The organism is Kushneria indalinina DSM 14324, from assembly GCF_003385845.1.
Lineage (GTDB): Bacteria > Pseudomonadota > Gammaproteobacteria > Pseudomonadales > Halomonadaceae > Kushneria > Kushneria indalinina.
In genome coordinates this window covers 93,552-117,508 of record NZ_QRDJ01000008.1, presented here as the reverse complement: position 1 = coordinate 117,508, position 23,957 = coordinate 93,552, and the positions used below count along the sequence as shown (strand labels likewise).

Annotated in this window: 21 protein-coding genes, 1 pseudogene and 1 riboswitch; of the genes and pseudogenes, 5 read left to right on the top strand and 17 right to left on the bottom strand. The window is 62.0% G+C overall.

What is annotated here, in order from left to right; all coding sequences use genetic code 11:
• Positions 1–62: 62 nt before the first annotated feature.
• Complete coding sequence (locus tag C8D72_RS11580) at positions 63–1,028, top strand: TAXI family TRAP transporter solute-binding subunit (protein WP_245955274.1); 966 nt, start codon at positions 63–65, stop codon at positions 1,026–1,028.
• 62 nt (positions 1,029–1,090) lie between these two features.
• A complete protein-coding gene (locus tag C8D72_RS11575; protein ID WP_245955237.1) occupies positions 1,091–3,265 on the top strand; it encodes a TRAP transporter permease in 2,175 nt (724 codons plus the stop codon).
• Between the two features lie 64 nt (positions 3,266–3,329).
• Here C8D72_RS11575 and C8D72_RS11570 read toward each other — a convergent pair whose 3' ends face one another.
• From C8D72_RS11570 to crcB, 13 genes and pseudogenes are all read right to left on the bottom strand, one after another.
• Entirely contained in the window at positions 3,330–4,535 is a 1,206-nt protein-coding gene (locus C8D72_RS11570) for a pyridoxal-phosphate-dependent aminotransferase family protein (RefSeq protein WP_115854600.1), read from the bottom strand.
• Between the two features lie 259 nt (positions 4,536–4,794).
• The gene (locus C8D72_RS11565) at positions 4,795–5,913 is read right to left on the bottom strand and encodes a 5-(carboxyamino)imidazole ribonucleotide synthase (protein WP_115854599.1); all 1,119 of its coding nucleotides are present in this window, start codon (positions 5,911–5,913) and stop codon (positions 4,795–4,797) included.
• A 78-nt stretch (positions 5,914–5,991) separates the two neighbouring features.
• Complete coding sequence (gene purE, locus C8D72_RS11560) at positions 5,992–6,483, bottom strand: 5-(carboxyamino)imidazole ribonucleotide mutase (RefSeq protein ID WP_115854598.1); 492 nt, start codon at positions 6,481–6,483, stop codon at positions 5,992–5,994.
• 178 nt (positions 6,484–6,661) lie between these two features.
• Positions 6,662–7,315: a glutathione S-transferase family protein gene (locus C8D72_RS11555; RefSeq protein WP_115854597.1), complete on the bottom strand. Its 654-nt coding sequence runs from the start codon at positions 7,313–7,315 to the stop codon at positions 6,662–6,664.
• Between the two features lie 69 nt (positions 7,316–7,384).
• On the bottom strand, positions 7,385–7,642 hold the full coding sequence (locus C8D72_RS11550; protein WP_115854596.1) for a DUF3253 domain-containing protein: 258 nt from the start codon (positions 7,640–7,642) through the stop codon (positions 7,385–7,387).
• Positions 7,639–8,052: a VOC family protein gene (locus tag C8D72_RS11545; protein WP_115854595.1), complete on the bottom strand. Its 414-nt coding sequence runs from the start codon at positions 8,050–8,052 to the stop codon at positions 7,639–7,641. Before C8D72_RS11545 ends, C8D72_RS11550 begins: the two co-directional genes overlap by 4 nt.
• Positions 8,053–8,276: 224 nt before the next feature.
• Entirely contained in the window at positions 8,277–8,987 is a 711-nt protein-coding gene (locus C8D72_RS11540) for an extensin-like domain-containing protein (protein ID WP_115854594.1), read from the bottom strand.
• 259 nt (positions 8,988–9,246) lie between these two features.
• Positions 9,247–10,917: pseudogene (locus C8D72_RS11535) on the bottom strand (BCCT family transporter).
• A 243-nt stretch (positions 10,918–11,160) separates the two neighbouring features.
• Positions 11,161–11,967 carry a phosphate ABC transporter ATP-binding protein PstB gene (gene pstB, locus C8D72_RS11530; protein WP_115855100.1) on the bottom strand — a complete coding sequence of 269 codons (807 nt, stop codon included), beginning with the start codon at positions 11,965–11,967 and terminating at the stop codon, positions 11,161–11,163.
• A 48-nt stretch (positions 11,968–12,015) separates the two neighbouring features.
• The gene (gene pstA, locus C8D72_RS11525) at positions 12,016–12,858 is read right to left on the bottom strand and encodes a phosphate ABC transporter permease PstA (RefSeq protein WP_115854593.1); all 843 of its coding nucleotides are present in this window, start codon (positions 12,856–12,858) and stop codon (positions 12,016–12,018) included.
• 10 nt (positions 12,859–12,868) lie between these two features.
• Positions 12,869–13,780: a phosphate ABC transporter permease subunit PstC gene (pstC, locus tag C8D72_RS11520; protein WP_115855099.1), complete on the bottom strand. Its 912-nt coding sequence runs from the start codon at positions 13,778–13,780 to the stop codon at positions 12,869–12,871.
• A gap of 143 nt (positions 13,781–13,923) precedes the next feature.
• A complete protein-coding gene (gene pstS, locus C8D72_RS11515; RefSeq protein WP_211308844.1) occupies positions 13,924–14,958 on the bottom strand; it encodes a phosphate ABC transporter substrate-binding protein PstS in 1,035 nt (344 codons plus the stop codon).
• A gap of 152 nt (positions 14,959–15,110) precedes the next feature.
• On the bottom strand, positions 15,111–15,500 hold the full coding sequence (gene crcB, locus C8D72_RS11510; RefSeq protein WP_115854592.1) for a fluoride efflux transporter CrcB: 390 nt from the start codon (positions 15,498–15,500) through the stop codon (positions 15,111–15,113).
• Positions 15,501–15,586: 86 nt separating this feature from the next.
• A riboswitch (Fluoride riboswitch) is annotated at positions 15,587–15,674 on the bottom strand.
• Between the two features lie 114 nt (positions 15,675–15,788).
• Here crcB and C8D72_RS11505 point away from each other — a divergent pair.
• The 3 genes from C8D72_RS11505 to C8D72_RS11495 all read left to right on the top strand — a co-directional run bounded on the left by C8D72_RS11505 (position 15,789) and on the right by C8D72_RS11495 (position 19,902).
• Positions 15,789–16,640, top strand: coding sequence for a CvfB family protein (locus C8D72_RS11505; protein ID WP_115854591.1), 852 nt, complete (start codon positions 15,789–15,791; stop codon positions 16,638–16,640).
• Positions 16,641–16,692: 52 nt separating this feature from the next.
• Complete coding sequence (locus C8D72_RS11500) at positions 16,693–18,051, top strand: DUF945 family protein (protein WP_115854590.1); 1,359 nt, start codon at positions 16,693–16,695, stop codon at positions 18,049–18,051.
• Between the two features lie 159 nt (positions 18,052–18,210).
• Positions 18,211–19,902, top strand: a complete 1,692-nt coding sequence (locus C8D72_RS11495) for an NAD-dependent malic enzyme (protein WP_115854589.1) — start codon at positions 18,211–18,213, stop codon at positions 19,900–19,902.
• Positions 19,903–19,991: 89 nt separating this feature from the next.
• On the opposite strand, the gene C8D72_RS11490 is transcribed toward C8D72_RS11495, so the two are convergent.
• From C8D72_RS11490 to C8D72_RS11475, 4 genes are read right to left on the bottom strand one after another with little or no spacing between them, the layout of a single operon-like run.
• Positions 19,992–21,356 carry an amidase gene (locus C8D72_RS11490; protein ID WP_115854588.1) on the bottom strand — a complete coding sequence of 455 codons (1,365 nt, stop codon included), beginning with the start codon at positions 21,354–21,356 and terminating at the stop codon, positions 19,992–19,994.
• On the bottom strand, positions 21,353–22,036 hold the full coding sequence (locus C8D72_RS11485; protein ID WP_115854587.1) for a DUF2848 domain-containing protein: 684 nt from the start codon (positions 22,034–22,036) through the stop codon (positions 21,353–21,355). Before C8D72_RS11485 ends, C8D72_RS11490 begins: the two co-directional genes overlap by 4 nt.
• Positions 22,037–22,083: 47 nt before the next feature.
• Positions 22,084–23,364 (bottom strand): TRAP transporter large permease, encoded by a 1,281-nt coding sequence (locus C8D72_RS11480; RefSeq protein WP_115854586.1) that lies wholly within the window; start codon positions 23,362–23,364, stop codon positions 22,084–22,086.
• Positions 23,361–23,954, bottom strand: a complete 594-nt coding sequence (locus C8D72_RS11475) for a TRAP transporter small permease subunit (RefSeq protein WP_115854585.1) — start codon at positions 23,952–23,954, stop codon at positions 23,361–23,363. Before C8D72_RS11475 ends, C8D72_RS11480 begins: the two co-directional genes overlap by 4 nt.
• Positions 23,955–23,957: the final 3 nt, after the last annotated feature.

Here is a 23,957-nt window from a genome sequence, read left to right as displayed (position 1 = left end):
CGGGAGCTCCCATCATGCAGATTCTGTCCCGTAACACCCTTGCCATGACTGTCGCCGCCTCCATGACCACAGTCACCTCGCTGGCCACCATCAGCGCTGTCCAGGCCAGTGACAGCGTGGACCGCAGCGACTGGCCGAGCAGCATCACTGTCGCAACCGCCAGCCAGGGCGGCACCTACTATGTCTACGGCTCCGGCTGGGCCAACCTGATCGCCGATGAGCTGGGCGTCTCCGGCGGCGGCGAGATCACCGGCGGTCCGACCCAGAACATGGCGCTGGTCCACAGCGGCGACGTGGCGCTGGGTCTGACCACCATGGGCCCGGCAGCCCAGGCGCTCAACGGTGAAAGCCCGCTGGCACCGGGCATGGAAATGGACAACGTCTGTGCGCTGTTTCCCATGTACGAAACGCCCTTCTCGGTGGCGGCGCTCTCCAGCAGCGGCATCGACAGTATCGACAGCATTCCCGACGGCGCGCGCATCGGCTTCGGCCCCGCCGCGTCCACCTCCGACACCTACTTCCCGGATATCCTGACCACCCTTGGAGTGGATTACGAGCGTCGCAACGGCGGCTGGTCGGATCTCGGCAGTCAGCTGCAGGATGGTCTGATTGACGTCGTGGCCTTCGCGGCCGGCATTCCCATCCCGGCGGTCAGCCAGCTGGAAGTGCAGACAGGTGTCAATTTCGTCGAGTTCACCGAAGCGCAGCAGGAGACGGTTGTCGAAGAATTCCCGGTGGCACCGTTCACCATTCCCGCCAGCACCTACAGCACGCTGGATCGGGATATACGCGCCGTATCGATGTGGAACTTCACCATCGCCAACTGCGATCTGCCCGAGGAGTTCGTCTATCAGGTCGTCAAGCTGAGCATGGAAAACAATGACCGCATGCGTAACATCCACCGCAGCGCCGCCAACAGCGTGCCGGAGAATCTTGAACACAACACCGTGCTGCCCTATCACCCGGGCGCCGTGCGCTGGTACGAGGAGAACGGTCATGAGATCGATCCGTCGCTGATTCGTCAGTAACGCACGTCGCCGCCTCGCCCTTGGGGCGGCGCCGTTTTTCGACTCATTTGAGGTAACACACCATGTCCAGGCAACAAGAAGGGCAAAAGCCCGAAAATGACATGATCATCGCCGACGGCGTCGACAGCGATGTCGTCGAGCCGAGCCGGCGCGTCTTCGCCGGCTGGCAGTGGTGGCTGTTCGCCATCATGGCCGTGGCCTACACCAGCTTTCACCTGATTTCACTCAACGTTTACCCGATCGAAACCTGGACGTTTCGTATCCTGCACGTCTGCGGCGCGCTGATTCTTGGTTTTGGTCTCTATACCGGAGCCCGCTTCGCCGAAAACGGCCATCAACTCTCGCCGCGCTGGCTCGACGGCCTTGCCGCCGTGCTGCTGCTGCCGGCCCTCTACGCCCTGGTGCAGGTGTTTGTGATGCGCCAGACCATGGCCGGCGGCGCCATGCGCATCGACCCGACAGTCGAGACCTGGCATTTCGGCACACCGCTGATCGCTGCCACCGTTGGCGCCATCGTGCTCTCGTGGCTGATCCGCCGGCCACGCGGCAGCCTGCCGATCGCCGAGCTGGTATTAATGGTGTGTGCGGCCGCTGCCTCCAGCTATCTGCTTTTGATGTTCAACTCGCCGCTGCGCGCCTCGACCGGTACCGCCTTCGCACCAATCGGTATCTCGTGGGCGGCGATCGCCGGCTCACTGCTGATTCTGGAACTGACCCGGCGCGTGGCCGGCATGGCACTGGTGGTCATCTCTGCAATCTTCATTGCCTACGTCTTTGCCGGCCCCTTCCTGCCCGGCTTTCTCGGCTATCCGGGACTGACGCTCAACCGCTTTTTCAGCCAGGTCTACACCGACGCCGGCGTGCTGGGACCAACGACCGCTGTCTCTTCCACCTATATCATTTTGTTCATTATCTTCGCCGCCTTCCTGCAGGCCTCGAAGGTGGGGGACTACTTCGTCAATTTTGCCTTCGCTGCTGCCGGTCGTGCCCGCGGCGGGCCGGCCAAGGTATCGATCTTCGCTTCCGGTCTGATGGGCATGATCAACGGCACCAGCGCCGGCAACGTGGTCTCGACCGGCTCGCTGACCATTCCGCTGATGAAAAGGGTGGGCTATCCGGGCCGTAGCGCCGGCGCCATTGAGGCCGCGGCCTCCACCGGCGGGCAGATCATGCCGCCGATCATGGGGGCAGGCGCCTTCATCATGGCCGAGATTACCGGTATCCCTTATACCGAGATCGCCATCGCGGCGATCATCCCGGCCATTCTCTACTTCGCCTCGGTCTACTTCATGGTCGACTTCGAGGCCGCCCGCAAGGGCATGCGTGGCATGACCCGGGATGAAATTCCGAAGTTCTCGAAACTGGCGCGCCACGTCTATCTATTCGCTCCCATCATTATTCTGGTGGCGGCGCTGTTCATGGGATACTCGGTGATTCGTGCCGGCACCCTGGCCACCGCCTCGGCGGCCATCGTCAGCTGGATTTCGCCCAACAAGATGGGCCCGGCGGCGATTCTGCGCGCCCTGCAGCTGGGCGGCACGATGTCGATTCAGATCATCGCGGTGTGCGCCTGCGCCGGTTTGATTGTCGGCGTGATCGGTCTCACCGGAGTGGGCGCGCGCTTTTCCTCGCTGCTGCTGGGCCTGGCCGGCGTCAGTCAGCTGCTGGCGCTGTTCTTCGCCATGCTGATCAGCATTTTGCTGGGAATGGGCATGCCGACTACCGCAGCCTATGCGGTGGCCGCCTCGGTGGTCGCACCGGGTCTGATCGGTATCGGCATTCAGCCGCTGATCGCGCACTTTTTCGTGTTCTACTTTGCGGTGGTCTCGGCGATCACACCACCGGTAGCACTGGCCTCCTACGCCGCGGCGGGCATTTCGGGAGACAACGCCATGGGCACGTCGGTGGCTTCGTTCAAGATCGGTCTGGCTGCCTTCATCGTACCTTTCATGTTCTTCTACAGCCCGGCCATGCTGATGGAGGGCAGCGCCCTGCAGATCGCCCGCGTCGCCGTTACTGCCACCATGGGCATTGTGCTGCTCTCCGCCACCGTGCAGGCATGGTTTTTTGGCCCGGTGAAGGCGTGGCAGCGGGTCGTCATGTTCCTGGGTGCGCTGTGCATGATCTATGGCGGTATCTATACCGACCTGGCCGGTATCGCCATCGCCGCAGCTCTGATCATTCTGCAGCGGCGCGGCCGCAACGGCGACGACAAGCCGGGGGTAGCGACGACCTGACCACAGCGGCTGTCTCAACGAAAGGGGCCCCGCATGGCGGGGCCCCTTTCATTCTCCGATAGAGTCAGGCATAGACCGGTTGGTAACCGGCTAGCGCCAGCTCCAGCGCCGCCACACCGGCGGGCACGTCAACCTTGTAGCCCAGCGAGCGTACGCTGGTGCCCAGCGCGTGCAGGGTGCGAAACAGATGGTGCGTGCGACACTGCTCGCCCATCTGCCCGATCCGCACGATATTGGCGCCAAAGGCCCCGGAGATCTCCACGCCGTGATGACAGGAGATATGCTGCATCAGATCGGCCTGAGCCAGCCCCTCGGGCAGATGAATGCCGACCACCGAGTTCAGCCGCGACGGCCCTTCAATATAAAGCCCGAGCCCCAACCCCTCGATGCCGGCCTGTAGCGCCCGGGAACAACGCAGGTGGCGATCAAAGCGTCGGGGCAGGGTTTCCTGACACACCAGCCGCAGCGCTTCATGCAGTGCCAGAATGCCCGACACCGGCGCCGTGTAGTGGTAGGACTTGTTGTACCAGAACTGGTGCGCCAGGCGGGCATCCAGACACCAGTGGGTCAGGGTGCGCTCCCGACCCTCGATGACCGCCCAGGCCCGGTCGGAGAAGGCGATCAACGACACGCCGGGGATCGAGCTCAGCCCCTTCTGACCGCCGGTAATCACCACATCCACGCCCCAGGCATCCATCTCCAGCGGCAGGGTGCTCAGCGTGCAGACCGCATCGCAGATCACCAGACAGCCGGCCTTTGATGCCGCCCGACAGATGGCCGGCAGGGTATGGTTGAGCACGGTGCTGGAGGTCTCCCCCTGCACGATGGTCAATACGCGCGGGCGATGCGTGCGGATCGCCTCGATGACGGCGGCCTCGTCGGCGGCATGCGACACGCCGGCATCCATCTCCATGACCTCGCCGCCGGCACGCCGAGCCATTTCGCCCAGCCGGCTGCTGAAAAAGCCGTTATTGATCGTCAGCACCCGGGTGCCGGGGTCGACCAGGTTGATGACGGCCATCTCCATTGCCGCCGAACCCGGGCCGGCCACGCCCAGAATGTGGCGTGATTCGGTCTGAAAGACGTAGCGCGACATCGCCTTCACCTGCTCGATGATACGCGCCATGGTCTCGCCCAGATGGTTGATGACGATGCCGTTGGCCGCCGCCACCCGAGCCGGAATGGGTACGGGGCCCGCGCCCATCATGAGCAGCGGCTCATCGGGCAGGATGGATTCCAGAGGTTCGATATCGGGCACGGTATAGGACATCACCAGCTCCTTGAGAGGGCATCAGGCAGGATTGAAGCGCCATGGCGCGGTCGCACCGGGACGGATGTTCCAGTATGCCCATGGCCTGAAAACGTCGACAAGCAGCAGATGAACATTGTCTGATCAAGACAATGCCCTACAAAAGGGCGAACGCCACGAATCCGGCAAAAGAAGAAGGGAGAAGAGAAAAGGAAAGAGAGAACATCACATGATGCCTGCAGGGACCAGACGGCCCCTGCAGGCAATGGCAGGGGGGGGGTCAGACGCCATCCCATGCCATGGTGATCTCGAACGCGCCGGGCAGCAGCGCGGTAACAGCGCGCGCGCGCTGCAAAAGCGTTGCATAGTCATCGGCCACCACATTGATGTGGGCCAGCTTGCGCCCGGCCCGCGGCGCCTTGCCATAGCGATGCAGATGCACGCCCTCAAGGGCCAGCAGCGCGGCGCTGTCGCCCTCTTCACCGATGACGTTCACCATGCAGGTCAGGCCGCGGGCGCTCGTATCGCCCAGCGGCAGCCCGGCGATGGCGCGCAGATGGCTCTCGAACTGACTGGTGAAGGCGCCATTCATGGTCCAGTGACCGGAGTTGTGCACCCGGGGGGCCATCTCGTTGGCCAAAAGCCTGCCATCGCGGGTCTGGAAAAGCTCCAGCGACAGCACGCCGACATAGTCCAGCTCATCAAGCAGCTTCTGGATATAGCCATCCGCCGTGGCCTGCAGCTCGGCATCGACATCCGGCAGCGGCGCCACCGAATAGCGCAAAATGCCCTCTTCATGCTGGTTTTCCGTGATCGGGTACGTACGCACGGCGCCGTCTCGTCCGCGCACGGCAATCAACGAGACTTCGCGCACAAAGTCCACGAACGCCTCGACCACCAGCTGATCATGATTGATGCTCTGCCAGGCATCATGTGCCTGCTCGGGCGCACGCAATACGGCCTGGCCCTTGCCGTCATAACCCTCGGTCGTGGATTTGGCCACCACCGGACAGCCCAGCTCGCGTGCCGCCGCCTCAAGCGCCTCGGCGCTGTCGACCAGCCGATATTCGGGCGTGGGGATATCCAGCTTCGAAAAGAGCGCCTTCTCACGGGCCCGGTGCTGACACACCGCAATGGCGCGACTCGAGGGATACACCGGTTTCACCTGCTCGATGCGCTCCAAAAGCGCCACCGGCAGATGTTCGAACTCATAGGTGACCACGTCCACGCGGGCAATGAAGTCCTCAAGCGTTGTGTCATCACTGCCGGTGAGAATCTCACCGATCCCGGCGCTGGGCGCGCCGCCCGGGTCCAGAAGCGTAAAACGCTGGCCCAGCGGCAGGCCGGCCAGTGCCATCATGCGTCCGAGCTGTCCCGCTCCCAGAATGCCGATCTGCATTGCCATGTCTCGCTGATTGGAGGAAATGAGAAAACCCTGCGCCAGTACGGTTTTTAACCGTACTCCTTTTCAACAGTGCTATTCGGCGCTCGGGTCGGGGTTATCCAGCACGTTTTGCGTCTGTTCGGTCCGGAAGGCCTCGACGGCGCGACGAACCTCGCTGTCGTGCGTGCCGATGATCTGGGCGGCCAGAAGACCGGCATTGGTCGCTCCGGCCTTGCCGATCGCCAGCGTTCCCACGGCAACGCCGCCCGGCATCTGGGCAATCGAGAGCAATGAATCCATGCCCTTGAGCGCCTTGGACTCCACCGGCACGCCAAGAACGGGCACCGGTGTCTGGGAAGCCACCATGCCGGGCAGGTGCGCCGCGCCGCCGGCGCCGGCAATGATCACCTCGATGCCTCGCTCGGCCGCGGTTTTTGCATATTCAAACATCAGATCCGGCGTTCGGTGCGCCGACACCACGCGCGTTTCATACGCCACGCCAAGGCGCGTCAGCATGTTGACGGCATGCTCCATGACCGGCCAGTCCGACTTCGATCCCATGATCACTCCCACACGCGGCTGCATCGGCACTCCCCTTTCGGCAATGAACATTCGACAAGGAACAGAGCAGCGCCCGCGGTGGTCGCGTCGCTGCGTCATGTTGGAAAACCGTGCAGGATACCCGCTCGGGTAAAGGGGGGAAAGCCACGGCACCCGTCAGCCCGTTATGGCAGGGGATGGTCGGCGCCGCCTGGGACCATGCTCAATCGATGTGGCGAAAGCGCTCGGGGATGGTGCGCTCAAAGCTTTCGCGCTTTTGGATGTTGTCCCACCAGCGCTGCACACCCGGGAAATCGGCCATGATCTCGCGGCCTTCGGGCGTCATGACCACATAGGCCATGATCGGGGCCAGCAGGAAATCCACATAGGAGACGGGCCCGGCGATCAGCCAGGTGCGCGTGGCCAGTGACCGCTCCAGCAGCGAAAACTGGTGGCGCACCTTCGGCAGGGCCGCGGCAATCACCGTCTCGTCTACCGGGCGCTGCAGCAGCGGATTGATGACGCGCTGCCAGGCAAGCTCCATGATCATGGCCTGGTAGTAGTAGTTGTTGATCACCGCCGCCCACTGGCGCATGTCGACCCGGTCATCGAGCTGGCGCGGCACCAGTGCCGGCGCCGGAAAATGCCCCTCCAGAAACTCGGCGATAGCGTCGGTTTCGTACAAAATACGCCCGCCGGTTTCCAGTGCCGGCACCTTGCCAAAGGGATGACGGCGCAGGTGCTCGGGGGTATGGGTTTCGCCCTTGAGCACATCGACCGCCACCTGGTCGTAGGTCACGCCCTTTTCCAGAAAGAGCATGCGCACCGTGCGCACATAGGTGCTGCCATCGAAACCATAAAGAACAAAATCGCTCACGCGGTCACTCCCTGAAGGTCTGCTCTGCCCGGCATGCGTTCACCCATGAACACACGCCGTTTGCAGGATTTAACACAACCGTAGACGTATCGGCCCACGATGCGCCACATCCGGCGACAATCGCGCCCCGCGGGCCAGCATCTCCAGTCGGCCCTGTCGCGCAAGCTCGGCGGCCACCCGGCGAACATCGTCCATGTGATCGCGCCAGTGCGCCTCGTCAAACAGCTCACGGGCGACCTCCGACGGACAAAAGCTCTTGTCATGTCCGCGGCGATGGGCAAGCGCCATCAGTGTGTCGGCAATGGCCGCTTCGCTCACCTCTTTCATGTGAAAAACGCCTGCATCGTGGCGGCATGCACAAAACAGAGCTTGTTGCCCTCGATATCGCGACAGTAGGCGGCGTAAAAATCCGGTCCGTAGCAGTCGCGCACGCCCGGCGGCCCTTCACTGCCCCCACCGCAGGCCATGACCCGATGCCAGACATCATCAACACTTTGCCGGCACGGCGACATGAAACTGACCTGAGCCCCGTTGCCCCAGGTGGCCGGCAGGCCGTTGAAGGGATACTGAATGACAAACAGCGGCCAGTGTCTGCCCGGGTAGTGCCAGATGGCATCAGGCGGCCCGCCATCGCGCTCCTCAAAAAGGCGTACCAGTCCGAGCGGTTCCAGCACATGGTCATAAAAGGCGGCCAGACGCGGCAGATCGCGCGCACCAAGGTGGATATGGGTAAACATGGCGCTATACGTCTCCCCTGCAGATGGCCTGGCCCCTGAAAGGCAGCGCTGAAGGGCGATACGGGCTCACTGGCCGACGGACAATGATCATGCAGCAGAGCTCCTCGAGGTTGTTATTGGGGAGTAAGCTTTAGCAGCCGATATTCTCCTACCATAGTCAGCCTTCCAGGGCGTGACATCAGCCTTTTTGTGACGCTGCGTATGCAATGTGGCGCCTGAAACGCCTAGCGACAAAGCCCATAGCCCCGCATGCCGAGATGAAAATGATCGCGATGGGCCGCGTTGTATTCCGGCCCCAGGGAGTTGCCGAAGACGTCACAGCTGCCCTCGAAGGCGCGCCTCAAAAGCTGGCCCCGCGGCCCTTCGTCCTGCCAGTGACCGGCCACCGTTGTCCGGGTGCCATCCTCCATGCGAAACCCGGTCACATCGAACGCCTCGGCCGTGGCATGTTCACTGCGGCGACCGCTGGCACGGTGATAAACGTTGCGACAGGCGAAGCTGCCCACGTGATCCACCCGAGCGACGTCGCGGCCGAAGATCTCGCGCGCGGCGGGCTGCAGACGCTGTCGTTCAAACACCACCCAGGAGAGCGCCAGCGGACAGCTGGCCAGAAAGCTGGCACTGAACTGCACTGAGGTGGAACGCACCCGCACGGCGTGATCGAGCTGACACGCCCCGATCTCGGGGCTGCCCACCTCGACATAATCGATGGCCCCCTGCTCGCGCGCCCCGGCCAGCGCCGCCAGACAGCGCTGCGGGTCCTGATCGAGCGCCTTGAGCTTGAAACGCGTAATCGGGTTTAACGGATCATCCACGTTAAACGGTGCAAAGGGATTGTATTTTGATGGCACGCGCTCGCTGCCCGGCCACTGCTGCCAGAGGCCTGCGGCTACCACCACCGGTATCAACAGGATGATCAATACGACGTAGCGCATGTCCCCTCCTGATGGCTCGACAGGCAAAAAAAATCCCGCATGAAGAACATGCGGGAGAGAAGGGGGTGTTGCAATGCATCAACGATGCAAGATAAAGCAGATTCGAGTCTGGCGGCTCGAATCGAGATCAAGGTTAAGGCATGACCTGTTAACAGGCTAATCATCATTGCGGATCATCGAAATAGACAAATATAATCAGGCCGGACATAAAGTCCGGCCCATAGCTATCACGTCATTTCCTCTTTAAACCTGCTCCCCTTTAATCCTGCTCGATCTGCCCGGTGCCCCGCCCCCGATTGATCCGGCGATTCTTGACATCCGGCACACGACGGAGACGCTCGGCATGGGTATCGGACATTTCATCGGCCTCAAAGGCATCCGCCCCGACCGGCGTCTCGTTATGCTGACGATAGAGATTGAGCAGCATCTGTTTGCGGTCAGCACGCAGCTCCTTGAGCAGCACATAAACCATGCCATAGATGATCAGCGTAAACGGCAGCGCCGACACCACGGCGGCCGACTGCAACCCGCTGAGCCCGCTCTCGCCGCCTGCCGAAATCAGGATCAGACAGATCGCAGCGATCAGCACCCCCCAGGTCACTCGCTTGTAGAGCGGCGGATTGAGCGATCCCTTGTCGGTCATCTGACCCACGATATAGGCCGCGGAATCCGCCGAGGTGACCAGAAAGATAAAGATCAGGATCATGGCCACGATCGACAGCGGGAAGGAGAACGGCATCTGATCAAACATCACGAACAGCGCCGAGGTGATGTTGTCGCTGGTCGCCTAGGCAAGGCCTGCATCCTGATAGAGGTCCATGTGCAGCGCGGCACCGCCGAAGACCCCGATCCACAGACAGGCCAGCAGCGGCGGCACGATCAGCACCCCGAAGACATACTCCTTGATGGTACGCCCACGGGAGACGCGCGCCACGAAGGTGCCAACAAACGGCGACCAGGCAATGACCCAGGCCCAGTAGAACACGGTCCAGCTGCTGATCCAGTCATTGTCGGTAAAGGGATTGATGCGCAGGCTCATGCCCAGAAAGTTCTGTAGATAGTCCCCCATGCCGACCGTAATGGTTTCCAGAATGGCCACCGTTGGGCCGGTCAACAGAACGTAGAGCATCAGTCCCAGGCACAGCACCATGTTGAGATTCGACAGCCGCTTGATGCCCTTGTCGAGCCCGGAGACCGTGGACATCATGTAACAGATGAACATGGCAAACAGGATGATGGCCTGCCACATGAAGCCCTCGGCCACCCCAAAGACGGCATGCAGACCGCCATTGATCTGAAGCACTGCCAGACCGATGGAAGTCGCTACCCCCATGACGGTCGCCACGACCGCAAAGGTATTGAGAAGCCCGCCGGCAAAGACGCGTCCCTTGCCAAGCTTTGCCGTCAGCGGCGACATGACCGTTGAGACCAGCCCGGTCTGCCCCTTGCGAAACTGGGTGTAGGCGATAATCAGGCCCACCACCGAAAATGCCGCCCACTGATGCACGCCCCAGTTGAAAAACGAATACTGAATGGCGTAGCGCGCGGCTTCCGGCGTGCCGCCTTCCATATCGTTAAAGGGCGTGTTCATGAAATGAGTCATCGGCTCGGCCATGCCGTAAAACACCAGCCCCACCCCGAAGCCGGCAGCCAGCAGCATGCTGACCCAGGAAAAGAAGTCGTAGGATGGCTTGCTTTCCTGAGGACCGAGACGAATCTTGCCGTACTTGCTAAAGGCCAGTACCAGCAAAAAGATGACAAAACCAAAAACCGAAAAGAGATAGAACCAGCCGAACAGATGGGTTACACCGCTCAGGGCGGCACTGGCAGCGTCGCTGAACTGTTCGGGAAAGATGGCGCCGATGGCCACAAGGAGCACGATAATCATCGTGGAGGCGACAAAGACACGCTGTCTGGGAGCAATAGCCATAAATGCGTCGATCCCCTGTCATTGTTGGAATGTCATCAAAGCCTAGTCCAAAAACATCCCGAGTAAGGCAAATAAAGGCAAGCCATTGATATTTTTGACCTTTCAATGCCTAGCCTCTTGACATGCATCGGTGTGGTGCGCCACCACCCTACCGATACGTCCGAAACGCAAAAGGGGGCACGTCTGTGCCCCCTTTCTTGCTTGCGCTGCAGAACGATCAAATTCTAGCCGCAATAACGCCCCCTATCCATAACGCCCCGTTATATAATCTTCGGTCTGCTTTTTTGCGGGGTCGGTAAAGATCTGGTCGGTCTGTCCGCACTCGATCAGCTCGCCCAGATACATGAACGCCGTAATATCGGACACACGTGCCGCCTGCTGCATGTTGTGCGTCACGATCACGATCGTGTAGTCGGCCTTGAGCTCGTGGATCAGATCCTCGATGTAGCCGGTCGAAATCGGATCCAGCGCCGAGGTCGGCTCATCAAGCAGAATCACTTCGGGCTTGACCGCAATGGTGCGCGCGATACAAAGGCGCTGCTGCTGTCCGCCGGAGAGTGACTGTCCGTTGGTTTTGAGCTTGTCCTTGACTTCGCCCCACAGCGCGGCCTTTTTCAACGCCCACTCTACCCGTTCATCCATGTCGCGCCGCGACAATCGTTCGTAGAGCTTCACGCCGAAGGCGATATTGTCATAGACCGACATCGGAAACGGCGTCGGCTTTTGAAACACCATACCGATACGGGCGCGCAGCAGATTGATATCCACGCCCGAGGCATAGATGTCCTGACCATCCAGCAAAAGGCCGCCTTCGGTCTTCAATCCCGGATAAAGATCATGCATGCGGTTGAAGCAGCGCAAGAGCGTTGACTTGCCACAGCCCGACGGCCCGATATAGGCCGTCACCTGATTGGACGGGATCTCCATCGAGACCCCCTTGATCGCCTGAAAATCGCCATAGTAAAAATTCAGGTCATTGACCGACAGCTTGGCAGGGGCTGCCACACTGGTGTTTCCGGAAGCATTCCTGGATGTCTGCCTGGGCGCCATGGTGAAATTCTCTGATCGCATATTCATGAAATGAAAGCCCCTCGATGCCTACTTCTGTGACCGCGCCGACGTCACGCGCGCCAGAATGTTGAGAATCAGCACCGCAGCCGTCAGTATCAGTGCCCCTGCCCACGCCAGCGCTACCTGTTCGGGGATAAACGAATTGATGGTCATGTTCTGGTAAAGCACCATCGGCAGGTTGGGCATCTCGCCGCCCATGTTGAAAAAGTTCCACTGATTGGTATTGAGCGCCGTGAAGAGCAGCGGTGCCGTCTCGCCGCTGATGCGCGCACATCCCAGCAGTATCCCCGTGATGATCCCTGCCCTTGCACCGCTATAGCAGACCTTGAGCACGATGAGCCAGCGATGCGCGCCCAGTGACGCCGCCGCTTCACGCAGCGAATTGGGCACCAGCAGCAGCATATCTTCGGTCGAGCGGATCACGACCGGAATGATGATGACCATCAGTGCCGCCACGCCGGCCCAGCCCGAGAAGTGTCCCATCGGCAGTACAACGACGGCGTAGATGTAAAGACCAATGATGATGGAGGGCGCTGACAGCAGGACATCGTTGATAAAACGGATGAGATTGGCCAGCCGCGAGCGGCCGCCATACTCGGCAAGCCAGGTACCGGCCGCAATGCCGATGATCGTGCCACCCACGGTAGCCAGTGCCGTCATGATCAGCGACCCCAGAATGGCATTGCCCAGCCCGCCGCCGGACATGCGGGTGCGCTCGGTAAACACATCGATCGACAGGGCCGGGACGCCCTTGGTGACCAGCGTCAAAAGAATCAGAAACAGCCAGATGACCCCAAAGGCCGAGGCCAGCAGTGATGCCGTCATGATGGTGCGATTGACCATCCGCCGACGACGATAGACAGGATTCATGATGCGCTCCTCATGGGGCCCGATGCTCCATGCGTCTGAGCATGAAGCGTGCCAGTGCCAGCACCGCAAAGGTGATCAAAAACAGGACAAGACCCAGCAGCAGCAGCGCCGAACGCTGCAGACCATCGGCTTCGGAGAACTGATTGGCAATCAGGGCGGCAATCGAGGTGCCCTGCCCGGTCACGGTGGCGTTCAAAAACAGGTTGTTGCCGATCACGAAGGTGACCGCCATGGTCTCCCCCAGCGCCCGCCCCAGACCGAGAATCACGCCGCCCAGCATGCCGGCTTTCACGGACGGAAAGATAACGTGACGCACAACCTCCCAGGTGGTACACCCCAGCCCATAGGCGGACTCGCGCATGATCGGCGGCACGGTGTTCATGACATCGCGGGTCACGGCGGTGATAAAGGGAATGATCATGATCGCCAGGATCAGCCCGGCCGTGGTCAGTCCGGTACCAGCCGGGAATACCGACGGGAAATGGGACTGCAGAAACGGTGCCAGTACTTCCATGCCCCACATGCCGTAAATGATGGAGGGCACCCCCGCCAGCAGCTCGACCATGGTGCCGATGGTACGGCGCAGCTTCGGCGGACAAATTTCGGTCAGAAAGATCGCAATGCCCAGCGATACCGGAATGGCGATGGCAATCGCAATCAGTGACGTGATCAGCGTGCCGTAGATGGCCGGCAGTGCCCCGAAGCGATTGACGTTGGCCGCCCAGCGGTCCTCGGTAAAAAAGGAAAGTCCCAGCTCCGACAGGGCCGGCCAGCCGGCCAGTACCAGAGAACCGGTAATGGTGCCCAGAAGCAGCAGCACCATCAGTGCCGAGCCTCGGGTGGTCAACTCAAAGGCCCGATCGATAATGCCGTTGCGCTTGAGCGCGGCACGTTCCTGGGCACTTGCCGACAGCTTCTGCATCCGATCGCCCTCTGCGGCCTTATGTGTGACGCTGCTGCCGGTTGTCATGGCTCATACCTGTGCATAAACGGTCATGGGTTCGTCAGGTGGACAGAGGCCGGGGCACATGGCCCCGGCCTGACACATCGGCTCATCAGCAGGGATTACTGCTGCCATACGGCGTTGCCGCTGCTGTCCTTGATCTGCGACCAGACGTCCTGCTTGATCATGCTGACCACGTTTTCCGGCATCGGGATGTAATCCAGCTCGGTAGCCATGTCGCCGCCGTTTTCAAACGACCAGTCAAAGAAGGCGAGCGCATCACGAGCGGCCTGGGCATCGTCAACTTCGGTATGCATGAGAATGAAGGAGGCGCCCACGATCGGCCAGCTGTCGTCACCCGGCTGGTTGGTCAGCACCAGGTACATGCCCTCGGCATTTTCCCAGTCGGCATTGGCGGCCGCGGCCTGGAAGGAGTCGCTACCGGCGGTCACGAAGTTGCCGGCCTGGTTTTCCATCTGCGCCACGTTCAGATTGTTCTGCTCGGCATAGGCCGATTCGACGTAACCGATCGCACCGTTGATGCCATTGACCTGACTGGCCACACCGGCATTGGCCTTGGCACCGACACCGGCAGGCCAGGCGACCGACTTGCCTTCACCGATCTCGTTTTTGAACTCTTCGCTAACCTGGGCCAGATAGTGCGTGAAGAGGAAGTTGGTGCCCGAGCCTTCAGCGCGATAGACCGGAGTGATCTGGGTATCGGGCAGCTCTACATCAGGATTGAGCTGTGAAATGGCATCATCATTCCAGGTGGTGATATTACCCTGGTAGATATCGGCCAGTGTCTGACCATCCAGACGCAGCGCACCGTCCTCGACCCCTTCCACGTGCACGACCGGTACCACACCGCCCATGATCTGCGGCCACTGAACCAGACTGTTTTCTTCGAGCTCTTCCGGCGTCATCGGCGCGTCACTGGCCCCGAAGGTGACCGTACTGGCCGTGATCTGCTGGATACCGCCGCCGGAGCCGATGGCCTGGTAGTTGAGGCCGTTGCCGGTCTCATCCTGATAGCCATCGGCCCACTGCGAATAGACCGGGTAGGGAAAGGTCGCACCGGCGCCGGTGATGGTAGCGGCCGAGGCGGTGGCCGCCAGCGAGGTAGCGATGAAGGCTGCAGCGACTTGCTTGATCATCAGAATTGCTCCGTTCCCTTGCGCCAGGGCGCCTGGCGCCCTGTTGGTAATCATGCCGCCCGGAATAAAGGGGCGGCTGCTCAACACGACGCCAGGTTAGCAAGCAAATATGTCAGTTTTATTGCAGCGCTGCCATATATCATCAATGGCCGCTAGCGCAGCCACTGATGCACAAGCGCCACGCAGGCCATCCCCAGTGCCGTCATCAGCAGCGATCCTGCAAGATGGGCGCTGATGCCGGCAAAAGCACTCAGATAGCGACCGGCCTGCAGCTGTCCGGTGATTTCCAGTGAAAAGGTGGAAAAGGTCGTCAGCGCGCCCAGAAATCCGGTCACAACAAACAGCTTCCAGTGCGGGCTCAACTCCGGCAGGAGATTGAACAGCGCAAAGGCGACCCCGATCAGCCAGCCCCCCAGCAGATTGGCCACCAGCGTTCCGGGCGGCAGGGGTGGAAACAGCGCATTGAGCGCCAGTGACAGCGCCCAGCGCAGATTGGCGCCCAGCGCGGCCCCAAGACCGATGGCAAGAATGGAAAACCACATGCGGCACTCCTCGAATCTCGATAATGTCGAGGCAGCGGTCGACAACGGCATGTCGACACGCGCCTGCGCTCGCACCCCGGGCAGGATGCGCTGCAGGCATCATCAACCACGTCGCGACAGGACGTGATGGTTTGAAGCGGGCGCTTCGGGAGGCATGCCATCTCCGGATAAAAGGATTGCACTGCCCCACGGCCATGACAAGCCGTGCATCACGGATGCCCTTCCCCTGCCCGCCATCGCTGCGTTTGCGTTAACATGGCGTTTTCATCCTGTTCACGGGGCCTGACCATGCCGGCAATGGGCCGTTTCAATACGCTGGAAATCCTCAGAACGTCGTCTATCGGGCTGTTTCTCGACGGTGGCACGCTGGGCGATATACTCCTGCCGACGCGCCAGATACCGCGGGGGACGTCTACCGAGCCGGGCGACTCGCTGCGGGTATTTCTCTATCTCGACAGTGAAGACCGCCCGATTGCCACCACCGAGCGACCCAAAATTCAGGTTGGCGAGTTTGCCGCCCTTGAGGTGGTCGAGCGCACCCCGGTCGGCATCTTTCTGAACTGGGGGCTGCCCAAGGATCTGCTGCTGCCACATTTTGAGGAGCGCACCAGCCGGCCGCTGCGTCAGGGGGATCGCTGCGTGGTGGTCGCCTATCTGGATGATCGCACCCAACGCATTACCGCCTCGATGCGACTGGATCGCTACCTGAGTCGCGAGCCGGCCGACTACGGCCGTGACGAGGAAGTCGACCTGCTGATTACCGGCCCGACCGATCTGGGCTTCAATGCCATCATCAACCATCGCCACTGGGGGCTTTTGCACAAGAGCGAAGCGATTCGCCCGCTGCGCATGGGGACCCATACCAGGGGCTACATTCGCCAGATACGTGACGACGGCAAGGTAGACCTGAGCCTGCAGCCCCGTCGCGAAGTGCTGGCAGAGCCCCTGGCCGAGCAGATTCTTGAACGGCTGCAAAAGGCAGGCGGTACGCTTGCCATCAGCGACAAGAGCGATCCGGCCCTGATCCAGCGCACCTTTGGTGTGAGCAAGGGCAACTTCAAAAAGGCCATCGGCGGACTCTATAAACAGGGCCTGATTACCATCGATAACGATGGGATACGACAGGTAGACAAGTCATGACCGGCACCGAACGCTGACCTTCAAAACATCACACGAACGTTCAGGAATCTTCATGCGCAAGACAACGGGCATTATTGGTATCGCCGCGGTGATTATCGTGGCGGCAGGCGTTGCAGCGCCCTGGTACACCGGCCAGCGGATCGAGCAGGAATTTCGCCAGGGCGTGGGTCAGATCTCCACCAGCGTCCCCACGGAAGTGACCCGTTATGACCGGGGTTGGCGCACCTCCGAGGCCGTGACCCACACCGTTATCGACACCGAAGATGGCCCCTTTCCGGTCGATGTGCATCACCACATCACCCACGGCCCATGGGGCTTTGGCTGGGCGCACATCGACAGTACGCCCGAGTTGGGTGAGCATCAGCCCACCGTGGCGCACTATTTCGGCGATCAGCCGGCGCTTGAGGCCACAACCACCGTGGGCTTTGACAATGACGTCGACATCGACTGGCGCTCGCCGGCCTTTGAAGAGACCAAGGTGCCTGAAGTGCCGGGCGCGCGACTGGCCTGGGGCGGTATGGAAGGCCACTACCGTCTGGACGATGACCGCACCGCTTCAGACGTCTCGATCCCGTCGCTGAATTTCACAAGTGACGATGCCACTCTGGTGCTCAAGTCGCTCAGGCTTGAAAGCAGCGGCGCCGGCGGCCCCGACTGGCCCAATATGGACAACTTCTGGGATGGCCGTCTCAAGACCACGCTGGGCCAGCTGCACTATCAAAATGACAGCGAAGACGTGGCCCTGAAGCTGGGCCTGGACGGTCAGGCGCAGCTGCGGGACAGCGGTGATGAGGGCCTGTCGATGACCGGGTCCTGGCAGCTCAGCAACATGTTGATGCGTTCTCCGTCGCTTGCCGAGCCACTGATCATCAACAATGCCACCCAGACCCTGCTGCTCAAGGGCCTGCCCCGCGACGCCACGCGTCATCTGCTGATCGGCCTGTCCACTCTGGATGATTCCCTGGACGAGGATCAGGTCTCGGGGCAGGTGCAGCAGATGATGACCCAGTACCTGATGGCGGTCCTTCAGGGGGCGCCGACGCTTGAAACCACGGTGGCCGGTCTGGATACGCCGCGGGGGTCGCTGGAAGGCAAGCTGGCCATCAATCTCGAACCGGGCGATGGTAGCGAGCGCTCTCCCGTCACGTCAGCGCTGGGCCGCGCAGCCCTGACGCTGGACATGGCCTCGGATCGCACGCTGCTTGAGCGGCTGGTCACGCGGTCCGGCCCGAACGCCCGACGACCGGCGTCGCTGCTTGACGGGCTCGAACAGGAGGGGCTGCTGGTCCGCGACGGCGAGCGCTACCGTGTGGATGTACAAATGGACAGCCGGGACCTTCGCGTCAACGGTGAGTCACACCCTGAGCTTTACATGATGCTGCCACTGCTTTTGATGTCACTGAACAGCTGATCAATATGGCTGGCGTACGCGTCAGGCCATGGTTGCGCTGTGTCGCGTTCCGGGAGATGGCTATAGTGGGAACGCCGCCGGCGGTGAACGACCCCATCGATACCCTGCACACCGCGTCCTGGGTATCCCTTCACTTTCTGTCTACAGCGAGTCATGACGATGTCCCAGAATCCCTCTCGCCCGCTCTATATCGTGCACTCAGGGCCCACCCTGCTCGAAACACCGCTGCTCAACAAGGACAGTGCCTTTTCGCTTGAAGAGCGCATTCAGTTCAACCTGCTGGGTCTTTTGCCGCAGAACATCGAAACCATCGAGGAGCAGGCCGAGCGCGCCTATCAGCAGTACGAACAGCAGTCCAGCGACCTGGATCGTCACATCTATCTGCGCTCGATTCAGGACAGCAACGAAACGCTGTTCTTTCGCCTGCTGGAAGACCATCTCGAAGAGATGCTGCCGATCATCTATACGCCCACCGTCGGCGAGGCGTGCCAGTCCTTTTCCCAGATCTATCGCTCCCACCGCGGCATCTTCATCTCCTATGATCACCGCGACTACATCACCGATATCCTGCACAGTGCCACCAAGGACAACGTCAAGGTGGTGGTGATTACCGACAGCGAGCGCATTCTGGGGCTGGGCGATCAGGGCATCGGCGGCATGGGCATTCCGATCGGCAAGCTCTCGCTCTACACCGCCTGCGGTGGCATCAGCCCGGCCTATACCATGCCGGTAGTGCTGGATGTCGGCACCAACAATCAGGATCTTCTGGACGATCCGATGTACATGGGCTGGCGCCACGAGCGTGTTACCGGTGAGGAGTACTACGAGTTCGTCGACCAGTGCATTCAGGGCATCAAGCGCCGCTGGCCCAACGCCATCATTCAGTTCGAGGATTTCGCCCAGGCCAACGCCATGCCGCTGCTGGAGCGCTATCGCGACGAGATCTGCTGCTTCAACGATGACATCCAGGGCACCGCCTCCGTGGCGCTGGGCACGCTTTTTTCAGCCTGCAAGGCCAAGGGTGAAAAGCTCTCAGAGCAGCGCGTGGCCTTCGTCGGCGCCGGCTCGGCAGGCTGCGGCATCGCCGAGCACATCGTGCTGGCCATGCAGGAAGAGGGGCTCAGCGAGGAGGAGGCGCGCAAGCGCATCTTCATGATCGACCGCTATGGCCTGTTGACCGATGACATGAGCAACCTGGTCAACTTCCAGCGCCGTCTGGTGCAAAAGCGCGCCGACCTCAGCGACTGGGACACCGGCAGTGGGGACCTGGCGCTGATCGATGTGGTGCGCAATGCCAAACCCACCATCCTGATCGGTGTCTCGGGCCAGCGCGGTCTCTTTACCGAAAACGTCATCAGAACCATGCACGAGCACTGCCGCGAGCCGCTGGTCATGCCGCTGTCCAACCCGACTTCTCGCATCGAGGCCACACCGCGCGAGATTCTCGAGTGGACCAACGGTGAAGCGCTGGTCTCCACCGGCAGCCCCTTCAAGCCGGTCACCATTGGCGAGCGCAAAATTCCCATCGCCCAGTGCAACAACTCCTATATCTTCCCGGGTGTCGGGCTGGGCGCGATTACCGCGAAAGCCTCGCGCATCACCGATGGCATGCTGATGGCCGCCTCCAGAGCGCTGGCCGACTGCTCACCGGTGGCGATTGAAGGCAAGGGCGCCGTTTTGCCGCCGCTGTCGGACATCCAGGAAGTAAGCCGCAAGATCGCCATCGCCGTGGCCCGGCGTGCCCAGCAGGACGGCGTGGCGCTTGAAACCGATGACGACACCATTCGCCAGGCGATCGACGCCAACTTCTGGCGCCCGCGCTATCGTCAGTATCGTCGCGCATCCTACTAGGCCGATGCATGCCGACCGCAAAAAGGGCGCCCGAAGGCGCCCTTTTTTTATGTCGATCGCCGACAGAGGCGACCTCTCAAGCACTACTTTCAGGATGCCAGCATCGCTTCCACAACGCTTGCGTGCTGCAACAGGCGGCAATCCTGCCCTTGAGGCCGCGACAGCATCAGGCCAATGGGCAGTGCCTCTTTTGGTGTGAAAAACGGCAGCGAAATCGAGGCGGCATCGAGATAGTTAAAGACACTGGTATTACGCAGCGCCAGCCGGTTGGCGCGCTGAAACGCCGCGGCGTCGTTTTCCAGCTCAATGCGCTTCGGTGGCAGCGTCGCCACCGTGGGCAGCAGCACCGCGTCGAAGCCGCTCATCTCCTCGCCGAAACGCTGCTGCCAGCCGGCACGGGGCCAGAGGCGCTGGAGATAGTCCGTCGCGCTGACGTCACGGCCGCCCGTCAGGCGTTCGGCGATCAGCGGATCGTAGTCGGCCTGCGCGCGTTCGAGCTGCTCACGATGCAGCGCGGCGGCTTCCGGCACGACGAGCCCGCCCTGCTGGTTGATCGAAAGCGCCCCGTCGACCGCCTCGAACGTCAGGCGTTCGACGTGGCAGCCCGCTGCTTCCAACCGGGCGATGGCCGCCTCGAAGCCGTCGCGCACGGTATCGTCCAGCTCCTCGAGCAGACCGCCGACGGGTACCGCCAGCCGCAGCGGCCGTGGCGTAGGGTCGAGGGTGGGCATGGGAGTTGCTGCAAGCACCGACCAGAGCCGCGCGCAGCAGTCGACGCTCGGCGCGATGGGACCGACGCAGTCGAGGCTCGGGGCCAGCGGATAGGCGCCCTCGCCGGGAACGCTTGTCTGGCTAGGCTTGAAGCCGGTCAGGCCGCAGAATGCCGCCGGGATGCGCAGGCTGCCGCCGGTATCACTGCCCAGCGTTGCCGCGGCCAGACCGAAGGCGATGGACGCGGCGCCTCCGGAAGTCGAGCCACCGGTGATGCGCTCGGCATCGAAGGGGTTGGGCGGCGTGCCACAGTACGAATTGAGGCCGAGTCCCGAGAACGCGAACTCGCTCATGGTGGTACGCCCGGTGAGCAAGGCCCCGGCTCGGCGCAGGCGCACCACGGCGGGGGCGTCCCGAGTGGCCGCGGTAGCGTCAGCAAGCACTTTCGAGCCGGCACCGGTGACCTCACCGCGGACGTCGAAAAGATCCTTGATGCTGACCGGCAGACCGGCCAGCGCCTCGTCGCGACCGATCTCTTTCAGCCCCTCGCGCAGCGTGTCGGCATCGAAGTCGACAAACGCCGTGGCGGTGACGTCGGGAATCGATCCGGCACGCTCGATCAGCGCCTCGAGCGCCTCCACCGGGGTGAATTCGCCCGCGGCGAGCGCCGCCTGCCAATCCACCAGCCGTCGCTGACTCGGCACGCGCTGCCAGAACGCCGTGGCGTTATCGGCCCCGCTCACTGTGCGACCTCGAGTTCGACAATGCGGTAGGTGTGATCAAGGCGGCGGTCGAGCACGGGATCCACCAGCGACATCGAAAAGCGCGGGCTGGGGCGGATGCCGCCGATCGCCGGCACCGTTCCGCACAGCAGCAGCGTGCCGGGCGCGAGCGATTCACCCTGCTTGAGCGCGGCGGGCAGCCTGGCCAGCAGCGTCTCCACGTCCAGCAACTCGGCCAGGGTGCCCTGCTGATAGGTCACCGGCTGACCGTCTTCCTCGATCTCGCTCGAAAGCTCCAGCCGGTCCCAGTGCTCGCAAATCTCATCGAGCGCCCACGCCTTCGTGGCGACCGGCTTGGCGCAGAGCTGCTTGGACTCTGCCACGCCCACGGCTTCCAGCTTGCGGTCGGTGTGATCGGAGGCGAGCGTCACCCAGAGTCGGCCGTCGCTGTCGCTGACCAGGCACACCTCGGCCTCGCCAGAGCCCTCGCCGCCGAGCATCTCGACGTCTTCGGCCTGGGTCAGCAGTTGCGCGCTGGCGCGGTAGAACAGCGGCACGCTCGACGGCGGTTTGACGCCGAGCTCGGCGAGTTCGGCAATGTGGTGCTGGACGCCGGCCTGGTCGCGGCCGGCCCAGCCGGCGATCGCCAGGCGCTGGGGCGTGAGCGTCAGAGAACCCTGGGGTGTAGTGAAAGTCAGCATGAGTCGTGTTTCCGTAAACAGTGAAAAGCGTCGATGAAAGGATCGGGTCACAGCGAGTTGGGCAGCCACAGCGCGATGCCAGGGAAGAACACCAGCAGAGCAGCCATCAGCAGCATCGCGCCGATGAACGGCAGCGTACCGACGACCACGTCGGAGAACGGCTTGCCGCGGCGAGCGGCCTGAACGATGTAAAGGTTGAGCCCCACCGGCGGTGTAATCAGCGCCATCTCGACGAACAGGATCATGACGACGCCGAACCACACCTTGTCGAAGCCGGCGGCGACGATCAGCGGCGTGACAATGGGGATGGTGATGACCATCAGCGACAACGTCTCGATGAAAAAGCCCAGCACGATGAACAGCGCGATCACCGCCAGCAGCAGCGCGTAGGGGGAAAGATCCCAGGTATTGAGCAGTGTATTCAGCTGCTGGACCAGCCCCGACGAGGTCAGCGCGAAGTTGAGAAACGACGCCGCCAGGATGATGAACAGCAGCATCGAGGTCGTCTTGACCGTACCGTCGAGAGCGGCCATCAGCATCCGGCCCTCCAGCCGCCGGTTGGCCGCCGCCAGCCCCAGCGAGACAATGACGCCGATGGCGGCAGCCTCGGTGGGCGTGGCCCAGCCGAGATAGATCGAGCCGACGATCACCGTAAACAGGATCAGCAGCGGCACCAGAAACGCCAGACTGCGCAGGCGCGCGTTCCAGCTGGCGACGTTACGCGGCCCGCCAAGACTCGGCTTCCACAGACACATCACCAGAGCCATGGCCATGAACAGCAGCGACAGCCCGAGGCCCGGAATCAGCCCCGCCATGAAAAGCCGGGGGATCGAGGTTTCGGTCAAAAAGCCGTAGACGATCAGGTTGATCGATGGCGGGATCAGAATACCCAGCGTGCCGCCGGCGGCGATGCTGCCGCAGAAGAGCCGCGGATCATAGTTGAGCTTGTCACCCTGGGGTAGCGCCACTGTGGAGATCGTCGCGGCCGTGGCGACCGACGAGCCCGAAGTCGCCGAGAACAACGCCGCGGTGGTGATGTTGGCGTGGATCAGCCCGCCCGGCAGCCAGGAGAGCCAATGATCCATGGCGCGATACGCCTTCTCGGCGATGCCGGCGCGCACGATGATCTCGCCCATCAGAACGAACAGCGGGATGGCGATGAGCAGGAACGAGTCTGCCGCCGACCACAGGTTCTGGCCCAGCGCTTTTGTCAGCGGGAAGAACGAAAAGAATTGATCGATGCCGAAGGCGAGTAGAAACAGCGTCACCGCCACCGGAATGCCGGCAAGCAGCAGCGTGAGGATGCCGGCCGAGAGAAATCCGATCATCGCTGGGCCTCCCTGGCAGGTAGCGCCTCGGTGAGTTCACCGTTGTCCATGCCGGCCAGCGCATCCAGCGTGGCCACGTCTCGCTGAAAGAGCGCGGCGAGCACTCGCAGACCCATGACGCTGGTGGTGAAGGCGAACCAGCAGTAGCCCGCCGCCCACAACAGTTGGGGAATCCACAGCGGCGTAGCCAGCGGGGTATTGGCGGTGGAGCCGTTGTTGAGCGATTTACCCAGCACCGGGTAGACGTTGATCGCGATCATCCAGGCGACCAGATTGAGCGCCAGCAGCGAAAGGACGTTCAGTGTGTGACGCGACAGCGGCGGGAGCCGCCCGTGAACCACATCGATACGAATATGCGCCCGTTCGAGCAGGGTGTGGGAAATGCCCCACGCCGAGAGTACCGCCAGCACATAGCCGGCGTACTCGTGGACGCCGGAGAGCGAGTGCCCGGTCAACTTGCGCAGCAGGATCTCGACGCCGATGAAGACAACCACGGCCAGGAGCGCCAGACCGATAACGCGCGCCGCCAGTCGGGAGACGCCACGGGTGAAGCACACCAGCCCGTCGAGTCCCTTGATGAAGGTAGACATGGG

What these genes read in the sequence shown, in the direction of transcription:
- pstS (WP_211308844.1), bottom strand. Translation starts at nt 14,958, where the DNA reads ATGATCAAGCAAGTCGCTGCAGCCTTCATCGCTACCTCGCTGGCGGCC.
- C8D72_RS11540 (WP_115854594.1), bottom strand. Translation starts at nt 8,987, where the DNA reads ATGCGCTACGTCGTATTGATCATCCTGTTGATACCGGTGGTGGTAGCC.
- C8D72_RS11475 (WP_115854585.1), bottom strand. Translation starts at nt 23,954, where the DNA reads ATGTCTACCTTCATCAAGGGACTCGACGGGCTGGTGTGCTTCACCCGT.
- C8D72_RS11580 (WP_245955274.1), top strand. Translation starts at nt 63, where the DNA reads ATGACCACAGTCACCTCGCTGGCCACCATCAGCGCTGTCCAGGCCAGT.
- C8D72_RS11505 (WP_115854591.1), top strand. Translation starts at nt 15,789, where the DNA reads ATGCCGGCAATGGGCCGTTTCAATACGCTGGAAATCCTCAGAACGTCG.
- pstB (WP_115855100.1), bottom strand. Translation starts at nt 11,967, where the DNA reads ATGGCGCCCAGGCAGACATCCAGGAATGCTTCCGGAAACACCAGTGTG.
- C8D72_RS11550 (WP_115854596.1), bottom strand. Translation starts at nt 7,642, where the DNA reads ATGAAAGAGGTGAGCGAAGCGGCCATTGCCGACACACTGATGGCGCTT.
- C8D72_RS11500 (WP_115854590.1), top strand. Translation starts at nt 16,693, where the DNA reads ATGCGCAAGACAACGGGCATTATTGGTATCGCCGCGGTGATTATCGTG.
- C8D72_RS11495 (WP_115854589.1), top strand. Translation starts at nt 18,211, where the DNA reads ATGTCCCAGAATCCCTCTCGCCCGCTCTATATCGTGCACTCAGGGCCC.
- C8D72_RS11545 (WP_115854595.1), bottom strand. Translation starts at nt 8,052, where the DNA reads ATGTTTACCCATATCCACCTTGGTGCGCGCGATCTGCCGCGTCTGGCC.
- C8D72_RS11570 (WP_115854600.1), bottom strand. Translation starts at nt 4,535, where the DNA reads ATGTCCTATACCGTGCCCGATATCGAACCTCTGGAATCCATCCTGCCC.
- purE (WP_115854598.1), bottom strand. Translation starts at nt 6,483, where the DNA reads ATGCAGCCGCGTGTGGGAGTGATCATGGGATCGAAGTCGGACTGGCCG.
- C8D72_RS11565 (WP_115854599.1), bottom strand. Translation starts at nt 5,913, where the DNA reads ATGCAGATCGGCATTCTGGGAGCGGGACAGCTCGGACGCATGATGGCA.
- pstA (WP_115854593.1), bottom strand. Translation starts at nt 12,858, where the DNA reads ATGAATCCTGTCTATCGTCGTCGGCGGATGGTCAATCGCACCATCATG.
- C8D72_RS11480 (WP_115854586.1), bottom strand. Translation starts at nt 23,364, where the DNA reads ATGATCGGATTTCTCTCGGCCGGCATCCTCACGCTGCTGCTTGCCGGC.
- crcB (WP_115854592.1), bottom strand. Translation starts at nt 15,500, where the DNA reads ATGTGGTTTTCCATTCTTGCCATCGGTCTTGGGGCCGCGCTGGGCGCC.
- pstC (WP_115855099.1), bottom strand. Translation starts at nt 13,780, where the DNA reads ATGCAGAAGCTGTCGGCAAGTGCCCAGGAACGTGCCGCGCTCAAGCGC.
- C8D72_RS11575 (WP_245955237.1), top strand. Translation starts at nt 1,091, where the DNA reads ATGTCCAGGCAACAAGAAGGGCAAAAGCCCGAAAATGACATGATCATC.
- C8D72_RS11485 (WP_115854587.1), bottom strand. Translation starts at nt 22,036, where the DNA reads ATGCTGACTTTCACTACACCCCAGGGTTCTCTGACGCTCACGCCCCAG.